11 protein-coding genes are annotated in these 16,904 nt (G+C 44.1%); 4 read left to right on the top strand and 7 right to left on the bottom strand.

Annotated features, from left to right (window positions below):
- Positions 1-37: 37 nt before the first annotated feature.
- Both parC and JFC08_RS09840 read left to right on the top strand, forming a co-directional pair.
- A complete protein-coding gene (gene parC / locus JFC08_RS09845; protein WP_198330559.1) occupies positions 38-2,344 on the top strand; it encodes a DNA topoisomerase IV subunit A in 2,307 nt (768 codons plus the stop codon).
- Between the two features lie 435 nt (positions 2,345-2,779).
- Entirely contained in the window at positions 2,780-3,139 is a 360-nt protein-coding gene (locus JFC08_RS09840; RefSeq protein ID WP_045443948.1) for a hypothetical protein, read from the top strand.
- Between the two features lie 215 nt (positions 3,140-3,354).
- On the opposite strand, the gene JFC08_RS09835 is transcribed toward JFC08_RS09840, so the two are convergent.
- Both JFC08_RS09835 and JFC08_RS09830 read right to left on the bottom strand, forming a co-directional pair.
- On the bottom strand, positions 3,355-3,834 hold the full coding sequence (locus tag JFC08_RS09835) for a BLUF domain-containing protein (RefSeq protein ID WP_198330558.1): 480 nt from the start codon (positions 3,832-3,834) through the stop codon (positions 3,355-3,357).
- A 382-nt stretch (positions 3,835-4,216) separates the two neighbouring features.
- The gene (locus JFC08_RS09830) at positions 4,217-4,732 is read right to left on the bottom strand and encodes a hypothetical protein (RefSeq protein WP_198330557.1); all 516 of its coding nucleotides are present in this window, start codon (positions 4,730-4,732) and stop codon (positions 4,217-4,219) included.
- Positions 4,733-5,032: 300 nt separating this feature from the next.
- On the opposite strand from JFC08_RS09830, the gene JFC08_RS09825 reads away from it, so the two are divergent.
- Complete coding sequence (locus JFC08_RS09825; protein ID WP_227681881.1) at positions 5,033-5,863, top strand: Cof-type HAD-IIB family hydrolase; 831 nt, start codon at positions 5,033-5,035, stop codon at positions 5,861-5,863.
- A gap of 75 nt (positions 5,864-5,938) precedes the next feature.
- On the opposite strand, the gene JFC08_RS09820 is transcribed toward JFC08_RS09825, so the two are convergent.
- A complete protein-coding gene (locus JFC08_RS09820; RefSeq protein ID WP_198330556.1) occupies positions 5,939-6,202 on the bottom strand; it encodes a hypothetical protein in 264 nt (87 codons plus the stop codon).
- Positions 6,203-6,606: 404 nt separating this feature from the next.
- On the opposite strand from JFC08_RS09820, the gene JFC08_RS09815 reads away from it, so the two are divergent.
- On the top strand, positions 6,607-7,728 hold the full coding sequence (locus tag JFC08_RS09815; protein ID WP_198330555.1) for an ABC transporter substrate-binding protein: 1,122 nt from the start codon (positions 6,607-6,609) through the stop codon (positions 7,726-7,728).
- Between the two features lie 215 nt (positions 7,729-7,943).
- Here the strand turns inward: JFC08_RS09815 and JFC08_RS09810 are convergent, their stop codons facing one another.
- The 4 genes from JFC08_RS09810 to gltB form a co-directional block, all read right to left on the bottom strand.
- Entirely contained in the window at positions 7,944-9,188 is a 1,245-nt protein-coding gene (locus JFC08_RS09810; RefSeq protein WP_198330554.1) for an FUSC family protein, read from the bottom strand.
- Positions 9,189-9,413: 225 nt separating this feature from the next.
- Positions 9,414-10,649: an FUSC family protein gene (locus JFC08_RS09805; protein WP_198330553.1), complete on the bottom strand. Its 1,236-nt coding sequence runs from the start codon at positions 10,647-10,649 to the stop codon at positions 9,414-9,416.
- A gap of 162 nt (positions 10,650-10,811) precedes the next feature.
- Positions 10,812-12,233: a glutamate synthase subunit beta gene (locus tag JFC08_RS09800; RefSeq protein WP_060491863.1), complete on the bottom strand. Its 1,422-nt coding sequence runs from the start codon at positions 12,231-12,233 to the stop codon at positions 10,812-10,814.
- A gap of 180 nt (positions 12,234-12,413) precedes the next feature.
- On the bottom strand, positions 12,414-16,877 hold the full coding sequence (gene gltB, locus JFC08_RS09795; protein WP_198330552.1) for a glutamate synthase large subunit: 4,464 nt from the start codon (positions 16,875-16,877) through the stop codon (positions 12,414-12,416).
- Positions 16,878-16,904 lie beyond the last annotated feature (27 nt).

Here is a 16,904-nt window from a genome sequence, read left to right as displayed (position 1 = left end):
TCTATACCTATTAAAACTGATAAGTGAACCCTATTTTATGTCCGATGTTATTGATCATACGATTGACCCTATTATTCCTAATGAACCGATGGATACTCGCTCAGTCGCAGAGTTCACTGAGCAGGCCTATCTCAACTATGCGATGTACGTCATCATGGATCGGGCGTTACCAAATATCGCCGATGGCCTAAAACCTGTCCAGCGTCGCATTGTTTACGCCATGAGTGAGCTGGGGCTAAAATCAACGGCAAAAGCGAAAAAATCTGCGCGTACCGTCGGTGACGTCTTGGGTAAATACCATCCGCATGGTGACAGCGCTTGTTATGAAGCCATGGTGCTCATGGCGCAGCCGTTCAGCTATCGCTATCCGCTCATTACAGGTCAAGGTAATTGGGGTAGCCCAGATGATCCTAAATCTTTTGCCGCCATGCGTTATACCGAAGCCAAAATGTCGGCTTATGCCAATACCTTGCTTGCAGAACTTGGACAAGGCACGGTCGATTGGCAAGACAACTTTGATGGCACCATGCAAGAGCCAACCACCCTACCTGCGCGCCTGCCCAATATTTTATTAAATGGTACGACAGGTATCGCGGTCGGTATGGCAACCGATATCCCACCGCATAATCTTAATGAGGTGGTGCGTGCAGCGATTCGCTTGCTTAAAAATCCTGAGCTATCGGTTAAGCAGCTTACCCAATCAATACCAGCGCCTGATCTACCAACCCCTGCTGAAATCATAACCAGCAAAAAAGATTTGCAAGCGATGTATGAGACTGGACGCGGTAGCTATAAAATGCGTGCGACGTTCCATGTTGACCCTAAAGAGAAAAATCTCGTCATCATTGACGCGCTGCCTTACCAAGTCTCAGGCAACAAAATCCAAGAGCAAATCGCTAAGCTCATGACGGATAAAAAACTGCCTTGGATTACCGATATCCATGATGAGTCAGATCACGAAAATGCCTGCCGTATCGTACTTGAGCTAAAATCAACACGGGTCGATGTCGCTCGCGTCATGAGCCATCTGTTTGCCAGTACGGATCTAGAAAGCAATTATCGCGTCAATATGAATATGATTGGCCTAAACGGTAAGCCGCAGGTTAAAAACCTAAAAGAAATCCTTGATGAATGGCTAATCTGTCGCCGTTCAGTGGTCACCCGTCGCTTACAATATCGCCTCGATAAAATCGACAAGCGCTTACATATCCTCGCAGGTTTGCTGATTGCTTATCTTAATATCGACGAAGTCATTCGCATCATTCGTGAAGAGGACGATCCAAAATTATCGTTAATGCAAGATTATGACCTCACTGAGATTCAAGCCAATGCTATTTTGGATATTCGTTTGCGTCAGCTAGCAAAGTTAGAGGAAATTGAGCTACGCCGCGAGCAAGATGAACTGGCTGCCGAACGCGCCATCATTCAAGAGTATCTGGACAATCCAGACAGTCTGACCAATCTGATGATTGACGAGCTAACAGCCGATATGAAAGAACATGGCAATGAACGCGTATCACCACTCGCAGAGCGCGAAGAAGCGCAAGCATTAAAAGAATCTGACCTTGTACCGAGCGAACCGATCACTGCCATCCTATCAAAGGCAGGTTGGATTCGTGCTGCCAAAGGTCATGACGTCGATGCCGCTGGCATGAGTTATCGTTCAGGTGACAGCTATCAAGCGCACGTCCGTGGCAAATCCAATGAGAAAATATACGTGCTTGATAGCACAGGACGCAGCTATAGTATTGACGCGCATAGCCTTGCTTCGGCTCGTGGTCAAGGCGATCCTCTGACCAGTGTGTTAAAACCACCAGCAGGTGCTAGCTTTGAGCAGCTATTAACTGGTGCTGACAATCAGCGCATCATCCTCGCTAGCTCCGCAGGGTATGGTTTTATCAACACCATCGGCAATCTTGATAGCAATCAAAAAGCGGGTAAAAACATCATTAACCTAGCGGCTGATAGTCGATTGCTCCCTGTTACGCGTATCGATGCGCCAGTAGAAACGACTGCCAATGCTGATGGTGACAATACCCATGCAAAGGTAGCGCCTGACCATATCGCTGTCGTGACCAATGCTGGATATTTACTGATATTTTCCCTCGATGATTTACCTGAACAGGCACGCGGTAAAGGCAATAAACTTATCAAGTTAAAAGAAAGCGAAGAAGTGCTTACAATCACGCCACTCAGTCAGCAAGACAGCCTAATCATTACTGCTGGCAAACGCCATGTGACACTCAAGCCAAATGATTTGGCTAACTATACGGGTGTGCGCGGCAATCGTGGTGGTCAGCTGCCACGTGGCTTTCAGAATGTGACGAGTGTTGAGGTTGGGTGATTGGTTTGGCTATTTGAGCTTGAGTAAGCTCGATTAATAGCCTAGTTGACGTATGGTGCGCCCCGTGCACCATTTTTAGAGATTATTATTATGTTAGTGTGTTGGGCGCACCATATAGCTAACCTATCCATGCTTATATTTTCTAAAATATATTATTGTAGATTAGGGCGTGTCATCAATTAGCACATTAGTACGTTTAGTGGTCTTAAAGTGGCTAAATTTTGCTAAACATCGTCAGCAATTTTGTCAATATGTTCATATTAACGGCAATTGCTTCCTTGTTTATCTACAATTTTTCTCATTTTGAGCCTCACAATCTAATTGATGACACGCCCTAGTTAAATTTTGACATAATCAGTATATTTAAAATCGAATTGGAATTAATTAAGTTCCAAGTAACTAAAATAAATTTATTTAACTTTTTGGGAGTATATTGTGAGTGAGCAACATGTTTATATTTATGTTAAAGAACGAGACCATGTAATAAGCGACGAACAAAAAGAAAAAGCGTTTTCGCTTTTTGACGGAAATATTATTGAGTGTGAACATGAACCCTATTTTGATGCAGTTGAAAATTTAGAACTAACCCATTCAGATATTATTATTACTAGCCCATTTATGATGACCGCTGGAGATTTTGTAGCAACTAATAGATTTTGGCAATTAGATGACAATGACAACGAAGAATTTGAAAGCGATATTAATGAAACCATATCTATTCGCCCAGAAATATTACAAGAATTAGAAAACATACTAGGTACTAAGATTGCTGTTGTTTGGGAGCATCGAGATTAGCAACCCTAGGCTGGGCTTTTACCATGTAGGGCTGATTAGATAATACCGACCAAGTTGTTCTTATCAGTTAAATGTTACGAGCATCAACCAAGACTTTACCTCATTACTAAGTTAGCACATCTTATCTATATATGAAACATAACCTACTCTCATCAAAAAGCCGCCTACACAATATATAGACGGCTTTTTTACGCTAGCTATAATAGAGACCTTATCTAAGGCTTATTGGATTCAGCATCTTTAAAAATCGATGTCAAAAAGCTCTTAATCTGAGCACTTGTCATTAGATAGGGATTATAATCAGAACCTGCTGAGAAGCTTTTGAGGGCATACTCTTCATCTTCAGCGCTTGATGTTAGATGTTTCACTAAAAACCCATTCCATTGACGCGACTCTATTTCCTCTATATTAACAATATTGGGAAAAATAGTTGAATGCTCGTCAAGTATTTTTTTTAAGGCAATATTGATAGCGGGCCTTGTCCCTTGAAAACTTTGAACGAAATAACCTTCACTAATGACTAAAGCTGAAGCTATATTGTTTTCTTCAAAATACCTTCGCCAATACTCAAGTGCGCGAGTCAGCTCGATTCCCGAATCTAGGTCGACATTTTTGGCGATATATATCATGTTGATAAGAATATGCTCGCCATTTATTTTTTTGCTTTCTGGAGTATGGCTTGTCGCTATAGTCATGAGAAACCTTATTTATAAAAACCTGATCTAATTTAAGATAAAGTATAATCAATAAAATTTTTTTTCTTAGTGGTTTTTTGTCATCTAGCATCATTGTATTTCTAGAAATAACCATTGGAATTTTAATGAAATATGACGCCTATACTTCTCAGAGTACAATTGTACTATAAAAATTGGTACAATGACTGCGATATCATTATTCTAATAGTTAACAAGCCTAATCTATATATTCCTATAGCACGGTCTCAACCCTAACATACGACTAACCCACGCTTACTCATAGCTCAGACGTTGCAAACATCACTTACTCTTACTAAAAAGCCGTCTATACACACGGTATAGACGGCTTTTTTACGCTCATTAAAACGACCAAGGCATCAAATCAATACCGACCCATCTCAACCGTTGTCTCAGCAAGCACACTATCGCCTTGCCATGCCTGCACATCTACCGTATACAGATGGTTTTTGCCACCTGAACAAGGTGGTTTATACGCCCCTCCCGCTTCCCCTGCACGGCTACGATATTCCGCGACCATCTCAATCCCGACTGGCACTTCATAAGTATGCCCAAACACACGTGGAATCTCAGCACTCGTAGCACCTTCTGGTAGGTTAAATTCTACAATGCCATGTCCACCATGTTGCATACGTTTATTGCTCACATCGTTATAAACGAAAACCAAGCTCTCCGCACCCACCGGAATATTTGAGACCGTCATGCTCGGCGTGGCTGGATTTTTGCCATCATAGTTTAGACACTGCTGCCCTTCAGGTATTTTTTTGCCATTCCAAGCAGCATCGTTAAACTTAACATCCATTGCAAAGGCATTGGAAGATAGTGCCAATGTTGCCAATGCCGTCAAAGCGGTGACTGATTTTAAGGTAAAAATTTTCATACTAGCTCCTTTAGGTAGCGAATACACTGATAAAAACCGTTCATCATTTTGTTAACTGATATTGATCGTTAATCTCAACCTTATAATAAATAGCCACTCTTAAGTTAATTATATCGTTTAGGGTTTTTGTTAACCTTTGGAATAAGCATTAATAAATCGCACCGCCAGCAAAGCGAATACCGCAGCAGTAGCCAAATTTGCATCATCGCAGGTTACTTTATAGGTATTTATCTCTTTGGGTGTGTTGTAGTAGTATCTAAATCATTGGTATTGAAACGACTAAAAAACAATAGGATCATCATGTTTATCGAAGACAAAATCGCCAAAGAAAGTATGACTATCAACACTCCGACACCCAAGATCATCTTTTTTGACATCGATGATACCTTGAGCCGCAATGGCATCATCGCCGAACACAACAAAGCGACCCTTGAGCAGCTTGCAGGTACTGATATTAAGCTGGTGATTTCAACGGGACGCTCCAAAGCCATATTGCCAGCAGATATTTTAGCCTTGCTCGAAGCTGATGTCTTAGATGCGATTATTTGTATGAATGGACAGTATAGTTTTGATAAAAAGGGTCGGATTAGCCACTATCCGTTGTCCGCTGAGCAAACGGATACCATCGTGCGTCTGTGCCAGCAGAGCGAGTTGATTCATAAGTTTGACTCTGCCACCCATATCGCATGGTCAGGTGAAAATGAGCGCTTGCGCGAGTTTAATGCCATCACGCCAAACTCTATCGTTGACCCTGAATACCATAAAGGGAATACCGTCTATCAATGCTCAGTATTTTTTAACAATCAACAAGAGAAAATGCAGGACGTCGATTTTGCCCAGTACGAGTTAAAGCTCGTCCATTGGCATCATATCGGCGCAGATATCTTACCGATAGAGGCATCCAAGGCGCGAGGCATTAAAGACGTCTGTCAATATTATGGGGTAGATGCCAGTGAGTGTATGGCGTTTGGTGATGGAATGAATGATTTAGAGATGTTTGACTTGGTTGGCTATGCAGTAGCAATGGGCGATGCAAAGCAAGAATTGATTGCGCGCGCAGACTTTGTCACGGGTACGATTGAGGAGCGCGGTATTCAGTCGGTGCTTGAGCAGTTTCATATTGCGTCTTAATAATCAGACTTTGCAAATTGCTATTTATCTAGGACGTGTCCTCATTTTTAAAATAAGGACACGCCCCAGATAAATCTAACCATGCTTCGTCATTAAACTATAAAGCCAACTACCGATTTTATAAAATCCGACAACAATCAAAATAAGCACCACCGCTGCCAGCACATAGGCCAACCAAACAGGCACATTACTCAGCCAGCCAATCGTAAATGCCAAACCCATGTACGTCTCAACCGGCCAATTAACGATAGGTGTCGGCGAGCCAGCGTTAAACATGGTCATAAAGGCAATTATGCCAAGCACAGCAGTAATCAGTCCAGCGCGTTTACGATTATTCATCTTTTGCCTCTTTTAATTCGAACCATTTAATTAACATTCGATTATTTTTATTTTATCGGTACTCTTTGCATCTTATAAAAACCACGTTGTAAACTCATGGCTTAAGGGTAAAGCAGCTCTCATCATAGCATGATTATTTACGCTTATTATCTTACTCAAATTCAGCAGTAAATCTCATATTTTTAATTTTATACATTCTTCAGCCATTCATCAGCGCCACTTTTAACAATATTATGAAGAACGAACTTCTTTCTTGCCCTTTAAATTCTTAACAATCATAGCCATAATAGTTTCACAACTGGCTCGATACCTTATATTCAGCACTTAGTATTTAGCCCTTAGCTTCCATTATCTATCATTTAACTTTTTACTCATTTGCATCATTCTTATTTAGGAGAGATATTTTGACTCATTTATTATCGCCCCACAACATTGCTCGTAGCGCTCGTATATTACCAAAAGCACTATTAGCCGTGGCTGTTGGGCTAGCACTTGCCAGCTGTAGTAAGTCAGACAATACGGCGGCTGATGGTACAGCGGCGAGTGCTGAAACGCTCAATCTGTATAACTGGTCAGAGTATATGCCGCAAGAAATCCTTGACGGCTTTACTGAAGAGACAGGCATTCGGGTCAATTACACCACTTTCGACTCTAATGAAGCCATGTATGCCAAGCTTAAATTGCTCGATGACTCTAGCCAATATGACTTAGCCATCCCATCAACATATTATGTCGAAAAAATGGCCAAAGAAGGCTTGCTGCAAGAGCTCGATAAATCCAAATTGAGCAATTTTAAGAATCTTGATACGTCTTTTACCAATACCAAGGTTGATCCAGAGAACAAATACTCAATTCCTTATATGTGGGGCAGCACCGGTCTTGCCATTAATGGTGACAAGGTCGATCCTGCAACCGTAAATAGCTGGAACGATTTATGGCGTCCTGAGTATAAAGGGCAAGTGATGCTGATGAACGATATGCGCGAAGTGTTTGGCATGGCGCTATTGACCCTTGGGCATTCAGGTAATAGTAAAAATCCTGACGAAATCAAAGCCGCTTATGAGAAGCTCACGACCTTGATGCCAAATGTGAAGACCTTTAACTCGGATGCCTCGCGTATGCCTTATATGGAAGGCGAAACCACGGTTGGTATGAGTTGGAATGGCGAGGCAATTATCGCCAATAACGAAGGCTTGACCAGCTTGGTTTATAAATATCCAACTGAAGGCGCTATCTTGTGGATGGATAATTTTGTGATTCCGAAAAACGCCAAACAAGTCGATGCAGCCCACAAGTTTATTGACTACTTGCTGCGTCCTGAGAACTCTAAAATCGTCAGCGAAGAGATTGGTTATGCCTCACCCAATATGGCTGCGCGTGAGATGATGCCAGAAGAGGTGAGAAACAATCCAACCATCTATCCGAGCAAAGACGTACTGGCAAAAGCGGAATTCCAAGAAGATGTCGGCGATGAGGCATTGCAAGTCTATCAGCAGTATTGGGATAAGCTAAAAACTGGTCGTTAATATAGAAGGCTAGAAGAACACACCCTAAAATATTGTTTAAATAAAAGCGCTGACTTGGGAGAGTCAGCGTTTTTTATTTATTCTTTATTGGCTTCTATTTAGCTTTTATAGTCGGTTCAATATAATTTGGATACAAGGAAGGCGAACGAAAGTACTACCAATAGTAGACTAAGCGAGCCTGACACCGTATCTGATTTATATAGGATTGACTATATTTATAAGTGCAAATCAGTTTCACTGCCTTTGTGCTCGATACGGCGCTGCTCGCGGCGTTGATAGCGCAGACCAGAGGCGGCAAACCATTTTGGCTTAGTCGTTTGCAATAAATCACTAAGTCGCTTCAATTGAACTTGCAAAGTTTGGGTCAGCCAAAAATAGCCTTGCCACTCAAAGCCTAAATTTTCTACACTTGGATATTCTGATACCGCGATACGGGTAATAGGACGAAATACTTCATCATTTGGGCTACGTAATACCGCCGCCATATGCTGCATCGCTTGCGTCAATTCGTGCTGATAATGAATAAGCAAAATATGGTTTTCATCGTCAATTTCAATATTAGCCAAACGCGGTGCCGCACTTAACAGTAAATCAATGGTACCAATAATATTCCGATGAGTACGCTGAATAGTCTCTAGTGTTTCCTTTTCAATGCCCGATTCACTTGCTGTCGCTGCAATATGCGGACGCACGGCAAGCAAACGCTTATTAATCTTTTGTAATGCTTTCACCAAGGACTTATTGACCGGTGTATCTGGTATAGAACTGTTCGATGGATAAATAATACTGGCCGAACTGGTCGCCTTACTATATTTAAACGGCTTGGGCACTAAGACATCCGCATCAATATGATTGCCAACCCCTGCATACAAATTGCTGCAGGTTTCAAGATTACTGGCCAACAAAAACCGCCACATCAACGTCGATTTAAGCGGTAAAATTAACGTTGCGGCCACCGCTACTCCTGCACCAAGCAAAATATTGAACGCGCGATATAAGCCATCTTGAGTAATATTGCTGTGGTCAGGACTCGACACAATCATCAGCATGGTAATACCTGTCAGCAGACCGATATAGCCCAATTGCTTGACTGCCACATAACCGATGATGCCACTGATAATGCCAATCAGCCCATAATATAACCACAGCCAGCCACCGATATCTTTAATCAGCCATAAGAAGCTAAGCCCGACCACTACCCCAAGCAAAGTACCCAATATCCGCTCTTTAGCCTTGGTATAAATCGCCCCTTGATATTGCAACAAACCCAAAATCACAAACACAGTAATGGTCGTCCACTCACCATGCGGCAAGTGCGTAAACTCATTTAACAAGAGCGCAATAAGTACAGCCAGACCCAAACGTATGGCATGCAAAACATCTGCATGCTGATAACGGGCATAAGGCTCTACAAACGGGGCGGTCAATCGTTGCCAAAAAGTCGGTTTCACGCAGGGCATCTCTTATAAGTGAAGGAATAAAAAGTCGGTTAAATTGTAGCTACTGGCTTAACTATTGATAAAGTCATGATCAAAAAATAACGCCTTTTACCTATTAAAAGATAAAAGACGCTGAAGGTCAAAACATGCTAGCACATAACGACAAAAAAACACCCTACCAACATAGCATTTGGCTATTGGTAATGCTGAAAGGTGCTGACAAATACTTGCCAGCATCTCCTATATTTACAAGTGTAAATCGGACTCGCCCCCCTGCTCTTTCATTCTACGCTGCTCACGCCTTTGATAGCGCAGACCAGAAGCAGCATACCACTGCGGTTTGGTCGTTTGTAGCAGATCACTTAACTGTTGCAGTTGTGCTTGCAACGTTTGCGTCAACCAAAAATATCCTTGCCACTCAAACGTTGCATACTGTACGCTAGGATATTCTGATAGCGCAATGCGCGTAATAGGTCGAAAAGTCTGATCGCTTGGACTGCGTAGTACTGCCGCGATATGCTGCATTGCTTGGGTGAGCTCGTGTTGATAGTGAATCAGTAGCGTATGATTATCATCGTCGATATCGATATTCGCCAAACGCGGTGCTGCACTGAGTAACAAATCGATGGTACCGATGATATTGCGATGGGTACGCTGAATCGTTTCTATCGTCTCTTTATGAATGCCGGACTCGCTTGCTGTTGCAGCGATATGTGGACGTACTGCGAGTAGTCGCTTGTTTATTTGCTGCAGCGATTTTATCAACGTTTTATTAACAGGCATATCTGCAGTAGCGCTACTTTGAAGATAAGACAGGCTAGCTGAGCTTGTCGCCCTAGTATAGACAAGCGAATTGGGAGCCACTATTTCAGCATCGATATGATGTCCGACACCGGCATAAAGCGTACTACAGGCTTCTAAATTATTTGCCAATAAGAATCGCCACATCAAGGTAGATTTAAGAGGTAAGACCACTGTCACCATGACCGCAATACCTGTACCGATTAAGATATTGAGTGCGCGATAGACACCATCTTGCGCCATATTAACTTGATTCAAATTAGAGACGATCATCAGCATAGTAATGCCAGTGAGTAACCCAGTATACCCTAGCCGCCTGACCGAAAAATAACCAATAATCCCACTGACGATACCAATAAGAAGGTACTCTATCCCTAGCCAAGCACCCGTCCCTTTATTGAACCATAAGATTGCAAATGCCACGACAATACCCAAAACCGTGCCTAGTACTCGCTCTTTGGCTTTGGTATAAATAGCGCCTTGATACTGTAGCAATCCTAAAATAATAAAGACGGTGATCGTCGTCCATTCTCCGTGTGGAAAATGGCTTATTTGATTGGCTAACAGCGCAAGTACAATGGCTGCACCGATACGTATGGCGTGCAAGATATCAGCGTGCTGATAGCGCGCATAAGGTTCAATGAATGGTGCAGTAAATCGTTGCCAAATTTTTGGTTTCACGCACAGGTACTCTTATTAATTGAAGAATATATAGTCAATGAAAAGTAATATCGAACCATCATGTACTGCTGATATCAAAAAAAACGTCTCTTACCTGTTAAAAGGCAAAAGACGTTTGAGATCTAAATAGAGCTATCAATAATTGGATGTAAACCAAACCCATTATACCTCTAAGAAGTCCAAAATCCCTTCAGCGGCTTCACGACCTTCCCAAATCGCAGTCACGACCAAATCAGAACCACGTACCATATCACCACCAGCAAATATCTTGGGGTTTTTGGTTTGGAATTTAAAGGTTTGCTTTTCCGCTGCCAGCACGCGACCAGAGCTGTCCATTGCCACTTGCTGAGACTCAAACCAGTCAGCAGGGCTAGGACGGAAGCCAAAAGCCATAATTACGGCATCACATGGGATAATTTCTTCTGAATTAGGAATCGGCTCAGGACGCTGACGACCACGGTTGTCTGGCGCACCCAAGTGAGTCGTGACGACTTTCACACCATTCACTTTACCATTTAAGCCAATGATTTCTGTCGGTTGACGATTGAATAGAAACTCAACGCCTTCCTCCCGAGCATTGACCACTTCGCGGCGCGAACCTGGCATGTTCTCTTCGTCACGGCGATAGGCACAGACTACTTGCTCAGCGCCTTGGCGAATACTGGTACGGTTACAATCCATCGCAGTATCGCCACCACCTAGCACTACCACTCTTTTACCCTTAAAGTCGATATATTCTTCAGGATTTTTTTCCCAATCATTGCAGCGATTGACGTTGGCAATCAGGTAATCTAGCGCATCATGAACACCGACAAGCTCTTCACCAGCAAAGCCGCCACGCATATAAGTGTAAGTACCCATGCCCATAAATACCGCATCATACTCGCTTAATAGTTCATCAATACTAATGTCAGTACCGATTTCTGTCTCAAGACGAAATTCCATGCCCATGCCTTCAAAGATGACACGACGGTTACGCATGACGTCCTTTTCCATTTTAAATTCTGGAATACCAAAAGTCAGTAAACCACCAATTTCAGGACGCTTATCAAACACAACTGGTTTTACGCCGTTTCTAACGAGTATATCCGCACAGCCTAAACCTGCTGGCCCTGCACCGATGATCGCGACTTTTTTGTCTGTCCAAACCACATCAGACATATCCGGACGCCAGCCAAGTGCAAAGGCGGTATCGTTAATGTACTTTTCGACATTACCAATGGTCACAGCGCCAAAGCCATCGTTTAAGGTACAAGCGCCTTCACATAAGCGATCTTGTGGACAGACGCGGCCGCAGACCTCAGGCAACGTATTGGTGCGGTGACACAATTCAGCCGCTTGAAATATCTGCCCTTCGGTGGCCAATTTGAGCCAGTTAGGAATGTAGTTATGTACAGGGCACTTCCATTCACAATAAGGGTTACCACACTCTAGACAGCGGTGCGACTGCTGCGCAACGGCTTCACTCTCGAACGGTTTATAAATTTCAACAAATTCCGTTGAGCGCGTGGCGATGTCTTTTTTGGTCGGCTCTAACCGTGGTACATCTAAAAACTGAAAACTATTCTCTAAGCGTTTTGCCATGGTATTGTCTCTTTAATATGAGGCTTTTTATATCAAGCTTTTTTAAAGTGGGCGGTGACAGTCAACGATGTCTCATTTATCGCAAAATTAAGAGATTTATATCGTGACCGTCACTTACCTGCTGAAAACCTCTGAGTTAAAAGGTTTTTAAAAGCGGAACATTGGATAATCCAAGCAAAGCTACTGTGGGTCAGCCATGGTGGTCTTGAGAAGGCTCGCAATGTTTGCCGCTTTAGGCTTCACCAAATAAAACTTACGAACATAGTGCTCAAAGTCAGCCAATATCGTCTGACCCCACGCGCTGCCTGTTTTATTAACATGCGCTTCAATCTCTTGCTGCAAATGAATACGATGCTCTTCGGTTTGCTCACTTGAGATACGGTTAAGATCGATCAGCTCATGGTTACAACGGTCAAAGAAATCACCTTCCATATCGAGCACATAAGCGAAGCCGCCTGTCATACCTGCCCCAAAGTTGAGACCCGTACGCCCAAGAATAGTGACAATACCGCCTGTCATATATTCACAACAATGATCGCCTGTGCCTTCGATGACTGCGTGCGCGCCAGAGTTACGTACTCCAAAGCGCTCGCCAGCGGTACCAGCTGCATATAGTTTGCCGCCCGTTGCGCCATATAAGCAGGTATTACCAATGATGGCGGTCTCTTGCGCCGTAAAGCTTGAGTCTTTTGGTGGATAAATAACAATCTCACCGCCAGCCATGCCTTTGCCGACATAATCATTGGCATCGCCTTCTAGCTCAATATTTAGACCACCTGCATTCCAGACGCCTAAACTCTGCCCAGCAGTGCCTGTCAGATGCAGTTTAATTGGCATATCACTCATGCCAAGGTTGCCCCATACTTGCGCAATCTCACCAGAGATACGCGCGCCGATAGAGCGATCACAGTTACCGACATAATAGCTATAATCGCCGCCATTACCTTGACGAATATTGAGCAGCATATCACTAATCATCTGTTCAGCGAGTAAGCCTTTATCAAACGGCTCATTACGCTCAACCTGACAGGTTTGCGCTTTGCCGCTACTGGCTGGATGGCTAAACAATAACGGCGTTAAATCTAAATGACGCTGCTTATCGGTATTGCCCTCTAGCACGTCAAGCAAGTCAGTGCGTCCGACCAACTCTTCCATACTACGCACACCAAGGGCGGCAAGCCATTCGCGCGTTTCCGTTGCTACAAATTTAAAGAAGTTAATGAGCATCTCCGCTTCACCAATGAAATGCTCATCACGTAGCTTGGCTTTTTGCGTCGCAACCCCAGTCGGGCAATTATTAAGATGGCAAATGCGTAGGTATTTACAACCAACGGCTATCATCGGCGTGGTACCAAAGCCAAAGCTTTCTGCCCCAAGGATAGCGGCTTTTACCACATCAAGTCCTGTCTTTAGACCACCATCAGTTTGAATACGAACTTTATGACGCAAGCCATTTACTCGTAGTGATTGGTGGGTCTCAGCAAGTCCTAGCTCCCATGGTGACCCTGCATGATGGATAGACGATAGCGGAGAGGCTGCTGTGCCACCATCATAGCCTGAGATAGTGATTAAATCGGCATAGGCTTTTGCCACGCCAGTCGCGATAGTACCAACGCCCGGACGTGAGACCAGTTTCACCGATACCAAGGCATCTGGATTGACTTGTTTTAAGTCAAAAATGAGCTGCGCCAAATCTTCGATAGAATAGATATCATGATGCGGCGGTGGTGAAATCAACGTCACACCCGGTACTGAATAACGCAGGCGCGCAATCAAAGCATTGACCTTGCCACCCGGCAGCTGACCACCCTCACCCGGCTTGGCACCCTGCGCGACTTTGATTTGCATCACTTCAGCTGAACGTAAATAAGCTGGGGTCACACCAAAACGACCAGAGGCAATTTGCTTAATTTTCGAGTTGCGCAGCGTGCCATAACGTACTGGATCTTCGCCGCCCTCACCAGAGTTTGAACGTCCACCGATGGTATTCATCGCCATGGCAATCGCTTCATGGGCTTCAGGTGACAATGCCCCTAACGACATGCCCGCCGAGTCAAAGCGTGTCAGAATAGCTGAGATATCCTCTACGTCATTAACGTCGATAGAGTTATCTGTTTTTAATTGCAATAAATCACGCAAGGTCGCCACAGGACGGCTATTAACCAAATCAGCATAATGACGATAATTATCATAATCGCCCGTACGAACTGCGGTATGTAGGCTATTAATGACATCTGGATTAAAGGCATGATATTCTTTGTTGAAGACAAACTTCAGTAAGCCACCTTGATCGAGTGGCGCGCGGCGCTTAAAAGCATTCGCCGCTAGCTGCGCTTGATCAGCAGTTAAGTCAGCAAAGGTCGCACCTTTAATACGACTCTGTACGCCTTTGAAACATAAACTTACCACTTCTTCAGAGAGACCCACTGCTTCAAATAACTGCGCACCGCGATAAGAGACAATGGTCGATATGCCCATTTTTGATAAGATTTTTAGCAAGCCTTTATCCAAGCCTTTACGGAAATTAACCCGCGCTTGAATCGGATCGCCAAGCAGCTCGCCAGTCGCTACTAAGTCATCAATAACATCATAAGCCAAGTAAGGATAAACGCAGGTCGCACCAAAACCAATCAATACTGCCACTTGATGCGAGTCGCGCGCCAAACCAGTCTCAATGATTAAATTAGCATCAGTACGAATACCTTGACCAATCAAATAATGATGCACCGCACCCGTTACCATGATGGCGTTGGCTGGTACTTTATTGGCATCGATGTCTTTATCAGACAACACAATCAAAGTGTGACCAGCTCGGATGCTGTTAGCCACTTGCTCGCAGATAGCCATGATGGCTTCTGATAACTCAAGGGTGCGATCATAGTTTAAATCAATACGCGCCATTTTAAAGGCTGGATCACCCAAGGTCTCAAGCTGCTGCATCTTGCTGGCTGATAGTACAGGCGACGATAAGATAATACGATGCGCGTCGCGTGCTGAAGGTGCAAACACATTGGTCTCAGCGCCGAGGCAAGTCTGTAGCGACATGACAATAGATTCACGCAATGGGTCAATCGGTGGATTGGTCACCTGTGCAAACTGCTGACGAAAGAAGTCACCGACATGGCGGATTTGCTGCGACAGCACTGCCATAGGGGTATCATCACCCATCGAACCGACTGGCTCTTGCGCATTTTCGGCATTAGGACGGATGATTTCTGTGCGTTCTTCATTGGTGATGTGATACATTTTTTGCAGTGTTTTTAGCTCATTACCACGGCATGTTTGCGCTGCTAACTCTTCCTCTAAACGCTCATCATCACGGATACGGGTTGCTTCTTCACGCAGCCATTTACGGTACGGATGGGCTTTTTTCAGTAACGTCGCAATCGCTTTAGTATCTAAAATTTGACCCGTTAAAGTATCAATAACGAGCATTTGACCAGGGCCAACGCGTCCTTTTGCCAACACATCTTTTGGCGAGTAATCCCACACACCAACTTCAGAAGCAACGGTGATATAGCCGTTCTTAGTTGTCACCCAGCGCGATGGGCGTAGACCATTACGATCAAGCATACAGACCGCATAGCGTCCATCTTGAATCACCAAACCTGCTGGACCATCCCACGCTTCCATGTGCTGCGAATAAAACTCATAAAAGGCGCGCAAATCCATATCCATGCTATCGACATTCTGCCAAGCAGGTGGCACGAGAATTGACATCGCATGGAATAGATTCATACCACCTGACATGAGGACTTCAAGCATATTATCTAAGCTTGATGAGTCAGATCCCGTACTGTTCACCAGTGGCGTCAATTCATTCAAATTGGGCAGTTTTTCTGATTTTAGTTTTGGCGTCCGTGCCTCAGACCAGTTGCGATTGCCTGTGATGGTGTTCAACTCGCCATTGTGGGCAAGATAACGAAATGGCTGCGCCAAGGGCCAACGCGGCAAGGTATTGGTGGAGAAACGTTGATGAAATACCACGATATGCGATGCCAAACGAGCATCTTGTAGATCCAAGAAAAATGCTGGCAAGTCTGATGGCATCACCAAACCTTTATAGATAATCGTCTGACAGCTTAATGAGCACACATAAAACAGCTCATCATCAGCCAAGCGCTGCTCTGCTTTTTTGCGTGCGACAAACAGTTTACGATTAAAGTCGTCCGCTGCTAAATCATCGGGTGCGTTGACAAACACTTGCTTAAAATCAGGTAAAGTCTCACGGCCAATGTCACCGACAATGCTCAAATCAAGCGGCACATCACGCCAGCCAGCAACCTCTAATCCTTGGGCGACAATCTCATCGCTCAGCACTTGCTGGCTATCACGAGCTTTTGTCTCATCTAAATTGACAAAGATCATACCAACGGCAAAGTTGTCAGTAATCGCGAACCCTTGCTCAGCAGCAATGCCTCTAAAAAACTCAATAGGCGTCGCCAGTAGTAGACCACAACCATCACCCGTTCTACCATCAGCAGCAACACCGCCGCGATGAGTCATACAGCTTAGACTATGAATAGCAGTTTTTACCAAATCATGGCTGGCTTGTCCCTCAATATGAGCGATCAAACCAAAACCACAGTTATCAGAAAAATCATCTGGCGTGGCCAGGTGGGTTTGCGAGGAAATCATTGACATGGCTAGTCCTTTTAGGTGAACGGGCAA

This window comes from Psychrobacter cibarius (genome assembly GCF_016107535.1).
Taxonomy (GTDB): Bacteria; Pseudomonadota; Gammaproteobacteria; order Pseudomonadales; family Moraxellaceae; genus Psychrobacter; species Psychrobacter cibarius.
The sequence above is the reverse complement of the archived record's forward strand: the minus strand, read 5'-3'. Positions and strand labels throughout refer to the sequence as shown.

Bases quoted from the DNA above. Each gene is read 5' to 3' on its own strand.
- parC (WP_198330559.1), top strand. From the start codon at position 38: ATGTCCGATGTTATTGATCATACGATTGACCCTATTATTCCTAATGAA.
- JFC08_RS09835 (WP_198330558.1), bottom strand. From the start codon at position 3,834: ATGACTATAGCGACAAGCCATACTCCAGAAAGCAAAAAAATAAATGGC.
- JFC08_RS09830 (WP_198330557.1), bottom strand. From the start codon at position 4,732: ATGAAAATTTTTACCTTAAAATCAGTCACCGCTTTGACGGCATTGGCA.
- JFC08_RS09825 (WP_227681881.1), top strand. From the start codon at position 5,033: ATGTTTATCGAAGACAAAATCGCCAAAGAAAGTATGACTATCAACACT.
- JFC08_RS09820 (WP_198330556.1), bottom strand. From the start codon at position 6,202: ATGAATAATCGTAAACGCGCTGGACTGATTACTGCTGTGCTTGGCATA.
- JFC08_RS09810 (WP_198330554.1), bottom strand. From the start codon at position 9,188: ATGCCCTGCGTGAAACCGACTTTTTGGCAACGATTGACCGCCCCGTTT.
- JFC08_RS09800 (WP_060491863.1), bottom strand. From the start codon at position 12,233: ATGGCAAAACGCTTAGAGAATAGTTTTCAGTTTTTAGATGTACCACGG.
- gltB (WP_198330552.1), bottom strand. From the start codon at position 16,877: ATGTCAATGATTTCCTCGCAAACCCACCTGGCCACGCCAGATGATTTT.